We start from the raw sequence: 14,194 nt of genomic DNA on the forward strand, positions 1-14,194 counted from the left end.
TACTAAATAGGACTTGTGAATAGGCTTTTAACTTGAAAATTTTGCAAAATCCTTAGAAAACCTGTAAAATAGAAAAGATGAACAAATAGGAGGTTCCTTGTGTCAAAAAAGGAAATCAATATTAACAATTATAATGATGACGCCATTCAGGTGCTAGAAGGGTTGGATGCAGTCCGTAAACGTCCAGGGATGTATATCGGATCGACTGACGGTGCTGGGCTACATCACCTTGTTTGGGAAATTGTCGATAATGCAGTCGATGAAGCCTTATCTGGATTTGGTGATCGCATTGATGTAACGATTAATAAAGATGGAAGTTTAACGGTTCAAGACCACGGACGTGGGATGCCGACTGGGATGCACGCTATGGGGATTCCAACGGTTGAGGTCATCTTTACCATTCTCCACGCTGGAGGAAAATTCGGTCAAGGTGGTTACAAGACTTCTGGCGGTCTCCACGGGGTTGGTTCTTCTGTTGTGAATGCCCTCTCTAGCTGGCTCGAAGTAGAAATCACTCGTGATAGTGCAGTCTACAAGCAACGCTTTGAAAATGGTGGGAAGCCAGTAACCACTCTTGAAAAGGTTGGAACGGCACCTAAGTCTAAAACAGGTACCAAAGTGACCTTTATGCCGGATGCTAGTATCTTTTCTACGACAGACTTCAAGTACAATACCATTTCAGAGCGTCTCAATGAGTCAGCCTTTCTCTTGAAAAATGTAACCTTGTCATTAACGGACAAACGAACAGATGAAGCAATTGAATTCCATTATGAGAATGGGGTACAAGACTTTGTTTCTTACCTCAATGAAGACAAGGAAACCTTGACGCCAGTCCTTTACTTTGAAGGCGAAGATAATGGTTTCCAAGTAGAAGTAGCCCTCCAATATAATGATGGATTTTCAGATAACATCTTGTCCTTTGTTAATAACGTTCGTACTAAAGACGGTGGAACGCATGAGACAGGACTTAAGTCTGCTATTACCAAGGTTATGAATGACTATGCACGTAAGACAGGTCTTCTCAAAGAAAAAGATAAAAATCTTGAAGGGTCAGATTATCGTGAAGGATTGGCAGCTGTACTTTCTATCCTAGTTCCTGAAGAACATTTGCAGTTTGAAGGACAGACTAAGGATAAACTAGGAAGTCCACTTGCTCGTCCAGTTGTGGATGGGATTGTGGCAGATAAGTTGACCTTCTTCCTTATGGAAAACGGTGAGTTAGCTTCAAATCTGATTCGTAAGGCAATCAAGGCGCGTGATGCTCGTGAAGCAGCACGTAAGGCGCGTGATGAGAGTCGTAATGGTAAGAAAAATAAGAAAGATAAGGGATTGCTTTCTGGGAAATTAACCCCAGCCCAGTCTAAAAATCCAGCTAAGAATGAACTCTACCTAGTCGAGGGTGACTCTGCCGGTGGTTCTGCTAAGCAAGGCCGTGACCGTAAGTTCCAAGCTATCTTGCCTCTTCGTGGTAAGGTTATCAATACAGCCAAGGCTAAGATGGCAGATATCCTCAAAAATGAAGAAATCAATACCATGATTTATACCATCGGTGCAGGTGTTGGAGCAGACTTTTCTCTTGAAGATGCTAACTATGATAAGATCATTATCATGACCGATGCGGACACCGATGGTGCCCACATTCAAACCCTCCTCTTAACCTTCTTTTATCGCTATATGCGTCCACTAGTCGAGGCAGGACATGTCTATATCGCCCTTCCGCCTCTTTACAAGATGTCCAAAGGTAAAGGCAAGAAGGAAGAAGTGGCTTATGCTTGGACAGACGGAGAACTGGAAGAACTCCGTAAGCAGTTTGGTAAAGGCGCTACACTTCAACGCTACAAAGGTCTTGGTGAGATGAATGCGGATCAACTATGGGAAACAACCATGAATCCAGAAACGCGTACTCTCATCCGTGTTACAATCGAAGACCTAGCACGCGCAGAACGTCGCGTCAATGTCCTCATGGGTGACAAGGTTGAACCACGCCGTAAGTGGATTGAAGATAATGTCAAATTTACGCTGGAAGAGAGTGGGGCGTTTTGAACGATGCAAAATAAACAATTTATGATCACTGAATTGAAAAAAATAGCTATGCAATTTAGAAAAGCTGTTGAAAAAGCAATTCAGACAGAAGAGATTATCGATTACAACCTAGTTAATTTTCCTAAGGGATGTTGCAGTTTTGTAAGTGACTACCTTCAGAGGTATTTATATGAACAAGGAATTGAATCATTATATGTTTCTGGTGAATATGGTTCTGGATGGGAAGGGGAATCTCATGCTTGGTTAGTTGCCTACGGAGATATAATTGTTGATATTACAGGAGATCAGTATCAAGATAACGAAGGAGAACTCTTTTATGATATTCCGGTGTATGTCGGCGAAGAGGATGGGTTTCATAAATTATTTAAATATAATGGCCCACTGATTTCCTATCCTGAGCAAGAAATAAATGATTCTCGTAATGGTCGTTTAAAAGAAAAGAAAAACAAAAATTACAATATAATTTTGAAATACATTCAAAATTAGAGTTTTGCACTGTGAAAAGGAGAACTCTTATGAAAGAATCAGATGTTCTGACTAGGCTTGGATTGAAAGATAAGGACGAATTGGTCTCTTTATTAGAAAATAGTGGGTTAAATGAAAGATTGTCTAGACTTACTTTTATTGATAGAGAAACACATTCTATTAAGCTAGAATTTTGTGAATCAGGATGTTACTTTAAAATAGAAGTGGACTATACAAAGGAAGTGTCGGAAATTAAAGAAGAGGCTTCTGATTACTTTAGACGAGGGTGGTCATGTGTTTTGAAAGGGTCCAGAAAAACAGGAAGAGAAGCTCCCAAAAATAAAAAAACACCAGAGAACTATCCGAAAGAAATTGGAATTAATCATTTTAATATTGGTCATATTTTGGGACGTGGTTTCCATGAATTCATTTATGGGTATCAGTGCTTAACTCCCGATTTCAAGCAAAAAGGGATTTGGAAAGATGAAGCCATTAACGATAAAGAAAAAAATTTGATTACTCAGTTTGCTAGTGCAAACCATCAGACTAAGGGAGCTCCAAGATATAGCCAAGCTTATTTTGAAGATGAAGTTGAAAAGTTTTTCAAGGATACTGAAAGTGGAGAGGTTTTCTATGAAGTAAAGGCGATTTATAAAAAGTCAGAAGATTCAATAGACAAATATCCTATTGGAACGGAAATTTATTATACAACTTTAAAGCCTAATGAAAATGATCAAGCTATAGGAAAACATGTATTTATTCCTAATTGTGATATTGATTTTGATTTATCAGTTATGGGCGACTATCGGGAATATAACAGCTATCGAGAGTTTTATAAAAATGGATATAACGGAGAATATCGAAAATATTTTAAGAATAGTAATGATTTAACCGAACTACTTGGTGAAGAGCATTATTTTGCTTTAGTACTTCAAGAAAAAGTGCTTGGGATTTATAAAACTTCTAATAAGGCAAAAGATAAGATAGGAAACAAATCTATTTCTGAAATTAAGTTTGGAACAATTATTAGCGAGGGTGAACTTATTCATTCTTTTACTACAGAAGAGGAGAAAGGGATTATCCTTTTTACAAAAGAACAGATAAATACGCTGGAAAATTCTTTGAAAGGTAGTCAATATACTGAACGAACAGGAAGAAACAAGTATTTTAGACCTTTTATTAGTGAGGGAAAAATTTATCTGAAATATCATGGAGAAGATGGGAGTGCTTCTGTAACTCATGGCTCTACCGGTGGAGATATCAAGGGATATAACTCGTTAAGAGACGCTATGATTGCAATGGGATGGCTATAAATCTAATGCTTCCTCATTCCTAGGATTATTTTCCAAAATATTTCGTCTTATATAATCCTAGGAATTTGATAATGAAAAAGTTCCAGCAGACAGTCCGCTTTATAGACATGTCCTCTACAGAATCAATAGTTTCCACTAAAAAGGCAGGTATTCCCATGAGAACTGAAACCGAGATGTTTGATGTGATTTTGCAAACCGCAAAAGTGCTACAGGTCGATGCAGTCGCCATGTCCGGCTCGCGGACAAACCCAAAGGCTCCCAAGGACGAGTTCCAAGACTATGATGTAGTCTATATCGTGGGGGATTTGGATGGTCTGATAGCCGACCTTTCTTGGTTGGACCAGTTTGGCACACGTATCATTCAGCAACATAATATCCTAGGCAACCGTCGTCTCTATCTCATGCTATTTGAAGATGGTAATCGGATTGATTTAACCCTCTGCCCCAAAGACCACATTCAAGAGTGGGTAGAAAGCGAAGCGGATTTCACGGTGCTAGAGGACACTAAGGGCTTGTTTGAGACCTATTCCCCAAGTCCAGAGCGTTACTGGATAACCCCAGCTACTGAGACGGATTTTGAAAAATCTTGTAATGAATTTTGGTGGGTGTCAACCTACGTGGTCAAAGGAATTTGTCGTAAGCAACTTATCTATTCGACTGACCATCTCTACGGTATTTGTCAGCAAGAACTGCTAAAAGTATTGGCCTGGCAGGTAGCAAGTGATAAAGGAACAGTCGACATCGGTAAGAACTACAAATACCTCTTTAACTACTTGCCTGCTGAGAAGGAGAAGGAATTCTCAAATCTACTTGATTTCTCAAGTTTAGACAAAACCACTCATTCTTTATTGGCTACGATGCAAATTTTCCACCAAGAAGCTCAAATCCTTGCCCAAAAGATGGACTTTGACTATGATAAGGAAGTGGCTGAGAAGATGATTGAGTATGCTGAGGATAACAATGAGACTGGCAAGGTGGAGAAAAATAGATATAGTTAATCAGATAAGGAGTACTGCAATGTCTGAAATACTGACAATATTGTCATTTTTGATTATTTTTTTAATTTTTAGTGAGTTTAAAAGACGTAAAAATAAAAGATTTAATGATTCGCCCTTCTTTGTTATAATTGAGAAAGAATACAAGAAATGGCATAGAATGAACGGCACAATATTAAACAGAAAGTATACTACGGCATTTGAAATAGATAGAATATTATTTGAATTACGTTCCAAGTTATTAGATTATGGTATTACAAAGAAAGAATTTGAGAATTATATTAAATTTGTGGAGAGCAAAGGCAACCAATTATCTTTTTCAATTAAAGATATAATTATAGGTTTGTTAACTTTTCTTAGCACAAATACACTCATGTCTAAAATATTACCAAATCCTACTTGGGAACAAATTCAAGATTCATTTCAAGGGTTAGTTAGTAGCATGAGTGAATATAATTATATGTTTAATATTATTTTGATTTTATTGCTATTCATTCTTTTAATCCGCTCAATGTATGTTATTAGTAATTTTGATAATTTGAATAAAGAGGGACAAAGATTCCCATTATTGAAAAGATTAGAATCAATTTGGGAATATAAAGAAAATACGGAAATTTCTACTACTGAAGATGCGTTAAAACATAGGGAAGGAAACACTGAGGAGTATGTATATACTAAAATAAATTTTTCAAAATCTAATTTTGATAAGCGGTTGGAAGCAGCCGTGGGTGAAACAGTTTTTGATAATTTTGCTTTCATATTTAAAAAAATTGAGGTTGTATTTACTTGTTTATCTAGTGTATTTGACTGGTTATTAGGTTTTATACTACCAACTATATTTCTGATAAGCAGTCTTTGGTTATTATCTTTAGAACCAAAGACTAACATGGTAAATATTCTTTTTATTAAAATTTTATCAGTAATCATTTATCTTTTATTTATATCATTTTCTAATTCACAAATGAATGTGTACTCAGAGGGAATAACTTATGAAAAAAGTGATTTTTCTAAAAAATATCAATATAAGCTAGTACCAGTCCAGAGAAAATGGCCCTCGGTCATTTGTTTTGTAATATATTTAATTTTTTCCATTTTCATTGTTTATTATCTTTTTGTTAGTGAAAAACTTAATTGTCTTAATATAATTTTTTTGATTATATTCTTTATAGTCTATTTGAGAAGTTTCTTTCTAAGGGTGGAAAAAGTACTAGATGAAAATGCAATAATACAATAGAACTGGAAAGAACTTTAGCTAGAAATAAAAAAATTTACTGTATATTTATATTTTAATAAATAATTCTAATTATTAAATTAAGAAGGTTTATAACCATGTCCAACATTCAAAATATGTCCTTAGAGGACATCATGGGAGAGCGCTTTGGTCGCTACTCCAAATACATTATTCAAGATCGTGCTTTGCCAGATATTCGTGATGGCTTGAAGCCGGTTCAACGTCGTATTCTTTATTCGATGAATAAAGATGGCAATACCTTTGACAAGAGCTACCGGAAGTCGGCTAAGTCTGTCGGGAACATCATGGGTAATTTCCACCCACACGGGGATTCTTCTATCTATGATGCTATGGTTCGTATGTCTCAGGACTGGAAGAACCGTGAGATTCTAGTTGAAATGCATGGTAACAACGGTTCTATGGACGGAGATCCACCTGCGGCTATGCGTTATACAGAGGCTCGTTTGTCTGAGATTGCAGGCTATCTCCTTCAGGATATCGAGAAAAAGACAGTTCCCTTTGCTTGGAACTTTGACGATACGGAGAAAGAGCCAACTGTCTTGCCAGCAGCTTTTCCGAATCTTTTGGTCAATGGTTCTACAGGTATTTCAGCTGGTTATGCCACAGATATTCCACCACATAATTTGGCTGAAGTTATTGATGCGACAGTCTACATGATTGATCACCCAACTGCCAAGGTTGATAAGTTGATGGAATTCTTGCCTGGACCAGACTTTCCTACAGGAGCGATTATCCAAGGTCGTGACGAGATCAAAAAGGCCTATGAAACTGGTAAAGGGCGCGTGGTTGTTCGTTCTAAGACAGAAATTGAGAAGCTTAAAGGTGGTAAGGAGCAAATCGTTGTCACTGAGATTCCTTATGAAATCAACAAGGCTAATCTAGTCAAGAAGATTGATGATGTTCGTGTCAATAACAAGGTGGCTGGTATTGCTGAGGTTCGGGATGAATCTGACCGTGATGGTCTTCGTATCGCTATCGAACTTAAGAAAGACGCTAATACGGAGCTTGTTCTCAACTACCTATTTAAGTACACCGACCTTCAAATCAACTACAATTTTAACATGGTGGCGATTGATAATTTCACACCTCGCCAGGTTGGGATTATCCCAATCTTATCTAGCTATATTGCTCACCGTCGTGAAGTCATTTTGGCGCGTTCACGCTTTGACAAGGAAAAGGCTGAGAAACGTCTTCATATTGTGGAAGGTTTGATTCGCGTGATTTCGATTTTGGACGAAGTCATTGCCCTTATCCGTGCTTCTGAGAACAAGGCTAACGCTAAGGAAAATCTTAAGATCAGCTATGATTTTACAGAAGAGCAGGCTGAGGCTATCGTTACCTTGCAACTTTACCGTTTGACCAATACGGATGTCGTTGTCTTGCAGGAAGAAGAAGCAGAGCTTCGTGAGAAGATTGCTATGCTGGCGGCTATTATCGGTGATGAGCGGACTATGTACAATCTTATGAAGAAAGAGCTTCGTGAGGTTAAGAAGAAGTTTGCGACACAACGTTTGAGTACTTTAGAAGATACTGCGCAAGCAATCGAGATTGATACAGCTAGTCTGATTGCTGAGGAAGATACCTATGTCAGCGTGACCAAGGCAGGTTACATCAAGCGTACTAGTCCACGTTCCTTTGCGGCTTCAACGCTGGAAGAAATTGGCAAACGTGATGACGATCGTTTGATTTTTGTTCAATCTGCCAAGACAACCCAGCACCTCTTGATGTTCACAAGTCTTGGAAATGTCATCTACAGACCAATCCATGAATTAGCAGATATTCGCTGGAAGGACATCGGAGAGCATCTGAGCCAGACCATTACAAACTTTGAAACTAACGAAGAAATCCTTTATGTGGAAGTAGTAGATCAGTTTGATGATGCGACAACTTATTTTGTAGCTACTCGTCTCGGTCAAATCAAACGCGTAGAACGTAAAGAATTCTCTCCATGGAGAACCTATCGTTCTAAATCTGTCAAGTACGCTAAGTTGAAAGACGATACTGACCAGATTGTAGCAGTAGCTCCGATTAAATTGGATGATGTTCTGTTGATCAGTCGAAACGGTTATGCCCTCCGCTTTAACATCGAAGAAGTGCCAGTTATCGGTGCCAAAGCTGCAGGGGTCAAAGCCATGAATCTCAAAGCAGATGATGTGATACAAGCAGCCTTTATCTGCAATACATCTTCTTTCTATCTTTTAACGCAACGTGGAAGCTTGAAACGTGTTTCAATAGAGGAAATTCCAGCAACCAGTCGTGCCAATCGTGGTCTTCAAGTCTTGAGAGAATTAAAGAGTAAACCCCATCGCGTATTCTTGGCTGGAGCGGTCTCAGAACAAGGATTTGTTGGAGATCTCTTTAGTACAGAAGTAGAAGATGGAGAACAAACGCTTGTGATTCAATCAAATAATGGAACGATTTACGAATCAATCCTACAAGATTTGAATCTATCAGAACGTACAAGCAATGGAAGCTTTATCTCAGATAGCATTTCTGATGAAGAAGTTTTTGATGCTTATCTCAAAGAAATCTTTAAAGAAATCAAAGAAAATTAAAAATCGGTCCTAGTGACTGATTTTTTATAAGTAAAATTTTCAGAAAATTACAAATAATACTTGAATTTTTAGGAGAATAGTGTAGAATAGAACACAAAGCCTGATTAGAATAAAGGAGATTGTCATGACAGTTACGATTGATTGGGAAAATCTCGGTTTTTCCTATATGAAACTACCTTATCGTTATATCGCTTATTTTAAAGATGGACAATGGACACAAGGGGAACTAACAGAAGATGCAACCTTGCATATTTCAGAATCATCTCCAAGCCTTCACTATGGACAACAAGCATTTGAAGGATTGAAAGCCTATCGTACAAAGGATGGCAGCGTACAACTCTTCCGTCCAGATGAAAATGCTAAACGTCTGCAACGTACCTGTGATCGTCTTTTGATGCCTCAAGTTCCAACAGAAATGTTTGTAGAGGCGTGTAAAGCAGTTGTTCGTGCCAATGAAGAATACGTACCGCCTTATGGGACAGGTGGAACCCTTTACCTCCGTCCACTCTTGATTGGTGTTGGAGATATCATTGGGGTAAAACCAGCTGAGGAGTATATTTTTACCATCTTTGCGATGCCAGTTGGAAATTACTTTAAGGGTGGATTGGTTCCAACAAACTTCTTGATTCAAGATGAGTATGACCGTGCTGCACCAAATGGAACAGGGGCTGCCAAGGTCGGTGGGAACTATGCAGCTAGTCTTTTGCCAGGAAAAATGGCTAAATCCCGTCATTTCTCAGATGTTATTTATCTTGACCCATCAACACACACTAAGATTGAAGAAGTCGGTTCAGCAAACTTCTTTGGGATTACAGCTGATAATGAGTTTGTAACGCCATTGAGCCCATCAATCTTGCCATCCATTACCAAGTACTCATTGCTTTACTTGGCAGAGCATCGTTTGGGCTTGAAACCTGTTGAGGGGGATGTACCAATTGATAGTCTGGATCGATTTGTAGAAGCAGGTGCCTGCGGTACTGCGGCAGTTATCTCACCTATTGGGGGAATCCAACACGGTGATGACTTCCATGTGTTCTACAGTGAAACAGAGGTTGGTCCAGTAACTCGTAAACTATACGATGAATTGACAGGTATCCAATTTGGTGATATTGAAGCACCAGAAGGTTGGATTGTAAAAGTAGATTAAAAAATATTAAAGGAGTTCTTTATGAAAACGAAAAAGTGGATGTTAACAGCAGGAGTGGTCCTGAGTACAGCAGTTCTTCTTGTAGCTTGTGGGAAAGCTGACAAGGAAGCAGATGCGCCTACAACTTTCTCTTATGTCTATGGAGTAGACCCATCATCTTTGGACTACAGTATCGCAACTCGTACTTCAACAACTGATATCATCGGTAACGTCGTTGATGGTTTGTTGGAAAACGATGAATATGGGAATTTGATTCCTTCCCTTGCTGAGGATTGGAGTGTCTCACAAGACGGTTTGACTTATACTTATAAACTTCGTAAAGGGGTTAAATGGTATACTTCAGAAGGTGAAGAATACGCTGAAGTTACTGCGCATGACTTTGTTACAGGGTTGAAACACGTAGCAGATGGCAAATCAGACGGTGTCACTCTTATTCAAAACTCAATCAAGGGCTTGAATGAATATATGACTGGTGAGACTAATGATTTCTCTACAGTCGGTGTTAAGGCAGTAGATGACTATACTGTTGAGTACACTCTAAATGCACCTGAAACTTTCTGGAATTCAAAAGTAACTTCAGCAACTATGTTACCAGTAAATGAAGAATTCCTCAAAGCATCAGGTAAGAATTACGGAACGGTCAGCCCAGCTGGTATTCTTTATAACGGTCCATATATCTTGAAGACATTGACTTCAAAATCTTTAATCGAATATGAAAAGAACCCAAATTATTGGGATAAAGAGAAGGTTAAAATCGAGAAAGTTAAATTAACTTACTATGATGGTTCAGACCAAGAATCCTTGATCCGTAGCTTCTCTTCAGGTGTTTACACAACAGCTCGCCTCTTCCCAAGTAGCTCAAACTTTGCCTCAACTTTGGAACAATACGGAGATAAAATTACTTACAGCCCACAGGATTCAACTAGTTACTACTTTACCTTTAACGTAAACCGTCAATCTTTCAATAAGACAGCGAAAACAAGTGAAGAACAGAAAACTTCTACAAAAGAAGCAATGTTGAACAAGGACTTCCGTCAAGCAATCAACTTTGCCTTCAACCGTCATTCTTATGCTGCCCAGCTCAATGGTGAAGATGGTGCGGATAAGATTATTCGTAATAGCTTAGTACCAGATAACTTTGTACAATCTGGTGGTAAAAACTTTGGTGATATCGCTCAAAAAGAATTGGTCAACTATGGAGACCAATGGAAAGGTGTTGAGCTCGTTGACGGAAAAGATACCATCTACAATCCTGACAAAGCCAAAGCTTCATTTGAAAAAGCTAAGAAAGAATTGGAAGCAAAAGGTGTAACCTTCCCAATTCACTTGGATGTCCCAGTTGAACAAACAGATACCATTGCCGTTCAACAAAGCAATTCCTTCAAACAATCAATCGAGTCAACTCTTGGTTCTGAAAATGTCGTGATCGATGTCCTTCAGATGACTGATAACGAGAAGGAAAGCATTACATCTCAAGCACGTGTTCCTGCTCAAAAAGACTATGACTTGAACAGTACTGGATGGGCTCCAAGCTACCAAGATCCAGCAAGTTATCTCAATATCATGGATCCTAAGACCGGTTCTGCTATGAAACACCTTGGTATTACGAAAGGAAAAGACAAGGAAGTAGTAGCTCAACTAGGTTTGGACGAATATAAGAAACTCTTGGATGATGCAGTTTCTGAGACAAATGACTTGGATAAGAGATATGAAAAATATGCTAAAGCGCAAGCATGGCTCACTGATAGTTCTCTCTTGATGCCAACAGCTTCATCAGGTGGTTCACCAGTTGTCAGCAATATTGTTCCTTTCTCTAAACCATACTCACAAGTTGGTATTAAGGGTGATCCATACATCTTCAAGGGAATGAAATTGCAAAAAGAGATTGTATCTGCTAAAGAATACCAAGCAGCTCTTGAAAAATGGCAAAAAGAAAAATTGGAATCAAACAATAAATACCAAAAAGAATTAGAAAGTCATGTCAAATAAAACAGACTAGTACTTTTGGAATAAAGGGGCCTATATGGAATGGATTAAACTAATAGGGATAGTTATCATTGTGATTGGTTTTATCTATAAATTAGATACCATTGCAACGGTAGTCTTAGCTAGTTTAGTTACCGCTCTAGTTTCTGGAGTTTCTCTTGTTGAGTTCTTGGAAATTTTGGGAAAAGAATTTAGTAATCAACGAGTTCTGACGATTTTTATGGTAACCTTGCCGCTGGTAGGTTTATCTGAAACTTTTGGCCTCAAGCAACGTTCGATTGACTTGATTCAAAAGATAAAGGGACTAACAGTTGGAAGTTTTTATACAGTGTATTTCTTTTTTCGGGAACTCGATGGTTTCTTTGCCATTCGTCTTGGAGGACATCCGCAGTTTGTAAGGCCTTTGGTTCAACCCATGGGACAAGCAGCAGCAGAGTCTCAATTAGGTAGAAAATTAACGGAGCAGGAGAGCGAAGCGCTAAAAGCGCGTGCAGCAGCAAATGATAATTTCGCAAATTTCTTTGCTCAAAACACTTTCGTTGGTGCAGGTGGTGTCCTCTTGATAGGGGGCACACTGGACCAATTAGGTTACGAAAGTAATTATGCAGGAATTGCTTCAGCTTCGCTTATAGTTGCAGGAATTGCCCTATTTATAGTTGGGATTTACAATTACCTGTTTGATAGAAAACTGCTAGTAAATAAGGTTAGTAAAGGGAAAGAAGAATGACCAATCTAGCAAGACAGTTATTAGAGTTGACCTATATTGTGATTGGTTGTCAATTCCTTCATACAGCTTATTGTAGCTATAAAGATAAAACAAACCCAGTTCGCTTTGGAACGGCTGGGTTTTGGGCTTTATTGGGCATCAGTTTTATCGGTGGTTCCTATCTACCTTCTGTCTGTATTGGAGTTATCGTAGTGCTATTAGCCCTGCTAACTCTCTTTAAACAGGTTCGTATCGGCACCTTACCGTCTCTGGATGAAGTCAAGGCAAATATTGAAGCTAAACGACTAAAGAATAGAATTTTTATTCCAGTCATGTTAATGGCTTTGATTGCTTTGGTATTAGCAAAAATGATCCCTGAGTTTAGTAAGATTGCTATCAGTCTTGCTGCATTTTTCGCAACCATCTCTCTTTTATTGATTACTAAGAGTTCTCCTAGAAGTTTGTTAGCAGAAAACAATCGCATGGTGCAACAAGTTTCAACCAGTGGGATTGTGCCTCAACTTTTAGGTGCTTTAGGGGCAATATTTACCGTAGCAGGAGTTGGAGACCTGATTTCTCACTGGATAAGCGGTCTAGTGCCTTCTGGCAGTCGTTTTATGGGTGTGGTAGCTTATGTCCTTGGGATGGTTCTATTTTCCATGATAATGGGAAATGCATTTGCTGCCTTTACTGTTATTACTGCTGGAATTGGTGTCCCCTTTGTATTTGCTTTGGGAGCTGATCCAATCATGGCTGCAGCTCTAGCAATGACGGCAGGTTGCTGTGGAACCTTATTAACTCCAATGGCGGCTAACTTTAATGCTTTACCGGCAGCTCTCCTGGATATGAAAGATCCAAATGGGGTTATCAAAGCGCAAGTAGGAGTAGCTGTTATCATGATTATCCTACATATATTTTTGATGTACTTTTTGGCATTTTAGCAAAGGAAATAAAATGAAAATATTAGTTACAGGTTTTGATCCTTTCGGTGGTGAAAAGGTCAATCCAGCTCTGGAAGCAGTTAAATCATTACCGTCTGTAATTCATGGAGCGGAGATACGCTGGGTAGAGATTCCAACAGTCTTTTATCAATCAGCAGAGGTTTTAGAAGCAGAAATTGTCCGTTATCAACCAGATGTGGTACTCTGCATCGGACAAGCAGGAGGTAGAGCGAGTTTAACTCCTGAACGAGTTGCCATCAATCAAGATGATGCAAGAATTCCAGATAACCAAGGGAATCAGCCGATTGACACTCCTATACGCCTGGACGGTCAAGCAGCCTATTTTAGCACACTACCTATTAAAGCAATGGTACAAGCCATAAAAGAGGAAGGGCTACCAGCTACAGTTTCCAATACAGCGGGAACCTTTGTTTGCAATCATCTGATGTATCAGGCTCTCTATTTAGCGGATAAAAAGTTTCCAAATATGAGAGCAGGCTTTATGCATATTCCCTATATGACAGAACAGGTGATCAATAAACCTAATACAGCATCTATGAATTTAACTGATATCGTCAGAGGTATCGAAGCTGCGATTGGTGCTATCGTAGAATATAAAGATAAGGACTTGAAAATAGTTGGTGGAGCGACCCATTAATTGACTAAAATTCAAGGAAAAAATTTCTCTAGACGATTCTAGGAACTCTTTACCAAGATTAGCTTGATAAAGAGTTTTTTCTGGCTCTCTGTCAACTGTAGTGGGTTGAATAAAAAGCTAACATCTGGAGAGG

At 38.7% G+C, this 14,194-nt stretch carries 11 protein-coding genes; all 11 read left to right on the top strand.

Annotation, left to right across the window (positions count from 1 at the left end; all coding sequences use genetic code 11):
* The first annotated feature begins 99 nt into the window (after positions 1-99).
* The 11 genes from parE to pcp all read left to right on the top strand — a co-directional run bounded on the left by parE (position 100) and on the right by pcp (position 14,061).
* Positions 100-2,043, top strand: coding sequence for a DNA topoisomerase IV subunit B (gene parE / locus RQ973_RS05890; RefSeq protein WP_311523143.1), 1,944 nt, complete (start codon positions 100-102; stop codon positions 2,041-2,043).
* A 3-nt stretch (positions 2,044-2,046) separates the two neighbouring features.
* Positions 2,047-2,529 (top strand): hypothetical protein, encoded by a 483-nt coding sequence (locus tag RQ973_RS05895; RefSeq protein ID WP_311523144.1) that lies wholly within the window; start codon positions 2,047-2,049, stop codon positions 2,527-2,529.
* A gap of 29 nt (positions 2,530-2,558) precedes the next feature.
* Positions 2,559-3,821, top strand: coding sequence for a hypothetical protein (locus RQ973_RS05900; RefSeq protein ID WP_311523145.1), 1,263 nt, complete (start codon positions 2,559-2,561; stop codon positions 3,819-3,821).
* A 155-nt stretch (positions 3,822-3,976) separates the two neighbouring features.
* Entirely contained in the window at positions 3,977-4,819 is an 843-nt protein-coding gene (locus RQ973_RS05905; RefSeq protein ID WP_311523146.1) for an aminoglycoside 6-adenylyltransferase, read from the top strand.
* Between the two features lie 19 nt (positions 4,820-4,838).
* Positions 4,839-6,050, top strand: a complete 1,212-nt coding sequence (locus tag RQ973_RS05910; RefSeq protein WP_311523148.1) for a hypothetical protein — start codon at positions 4,839-4,841, stop codon at positions 6,048-6,050.
* Positions 6,051-6,145: 95 nt separating this feature from the next.
* Positions 6,146-8,623, top strand: a complete 2,478-nt coding sequence (parC, locus tag RQ973_RS05915) for a DNA topoisomerase IV subunit A (RefSeq protein ID WP_311523149.1) — start codon at positions 6,146-6,148, stop codon at positions 8,621-8,623.
* A 124-nt stretch (positions 8,624-8,747) separates the two neighbouring features.
* A complete protein-coding gene (locus RQ973_RS05920; RefSeq protein ID WP_016465685.1) occupies positions 8,748-9,770 on the top strand; it encodes a branched-chain amino acid aminotransferase in 1,023 nt (340 codons plus the stop codon).
* Positions 9,771-9,791: 21 nt separating this feature from the next.
* Positions 9,792-11,759 carry a peptide ABC transporter substrate-binding protein gene (locus RQ973_RS05925; protein WP_075231267.1) on the top strand — a complete coding sequence of 656 codons (1,968 nt, stop codon included), beginning with the start codon at positions 9,792-9,794 and terminating at the stop codon, positions 11,757-11,759.
* 34 nt (positions 11,760-11,793) lie between these two features.
* A complete protein-coding gene (locus tag RQ973_RS05930) occupies positions 11,794-12,483 on the top strand; it encodes a DUF969 domain-containing protein (protein WP_075231266.1) in 690 nt (229 codons plus the stop codon).
* A complete protein-coding gene (locus RQ973_RS05935; RefSeq protein ID WP_075231265.1) occupies positions 12,480-13,403 on the top strand; it encodes a DUF979 domain-containing protein in 924 nt (307 codons plus the stop codon). Before RQ973_RS05930 ends, RQ973_RS05935 begins: the two co-directional genes overlap by 4 nt.
* A 13-nt stretch (positions 13,404-13,416) precedes the next feature.
* Entirely contained in the window at positions 13,417-14,061 is a 645-nt protein-coding gene (gene pcp, locus RQ973_RS05940) for a pyroglutamyl-peptidase I (RefSeq protein ID WP_075231264.1), read from the top strand.
* Positions 14,062-14,194: the final 133 nt, after the last annotated feature.

The organism is uncultured Streptococcus sp., from assembly GCF_963511325.1.
Lineage (GTDB): Bacteria > Bacillota > Bacilli > Lactobacillales > Streptococcaceae > Streptococcus.

What these genes read in the sequence shown, in the direction of transcription:
- RQ973_RS05920 (WP_016465685.1), top strand. Translation starts at nt 8,748, where the DNA reads ATGACAGTTACGATTGATTGGGAAAATCTCGGTTTTTCCTATATGAAA.
- RQ973_RS05900 (WP_311523145.1), top strand. Translation starts at nt 2,559, where the DNA reads ATGAAAGAATCAGATGTTCTGACTAGGCTTGGATTGAAAGATAAGGAC.
- RQ973_RS05925 (WP_075231267.1), top strand. Translation starts at nt 9,792, where the DNA reads ATGAAAACGAAAAAGTGGATGTTAACAGCAGGAGTGGTCCTGAGTACA.
- RQ973_RS05905 (WP_311523146.1), top strand. Translation starts at nt 3,977, where the DNA reads ATGAGAACTGAAACCGAGATGTTTGATGTGATTTTGCAAACCGCAAAA.
- RQ973_RS05910 (WP_311523148.1), top strand. Translation starts at nt 4,839, where the DNA reads ATGTCTGAAATACTGACAATATTGTCATTTTTGATTATTTTTTTAATT.
- RQ973_RS05895 (WP_311523144.1), top strand. Translation starts at nt 2,047, where the DNA reads ATGCAAAATAAACAATTTATGATCACTGAATTGAAAAAAATAGCTATG.
- parC (WP_311523149.1), top strand. Translation starts at nt 6,146, where the DNA reads ATGTCCAACATTCAAAATATGTCCTTAGAGGACATCATGGGAGAGCGC.
- RQ973_RS05930 (WP_075231266.1), top strand. Translation starts at nt 11,794, where the DNA reads ATGGAATGGATTAAACTAATAGGGATAGTTATCATTGTGATTGGTTTT.
- RQ973_RS05935 (WP_075231265.1), top strand. Translation starts at nt 12,480, where the DNA reads ATGACCAATCTAGCAAGACAGTTATTAGAGTTGACCTATATTGTGATT.
- pcp (WP_075231264.1), top strand. Translation starts at nt 13,417, where the DNA reads ATGAAAATATTAGTTACAGGTTTTGATCCTTTCGGTGGTGAAAAGGTC.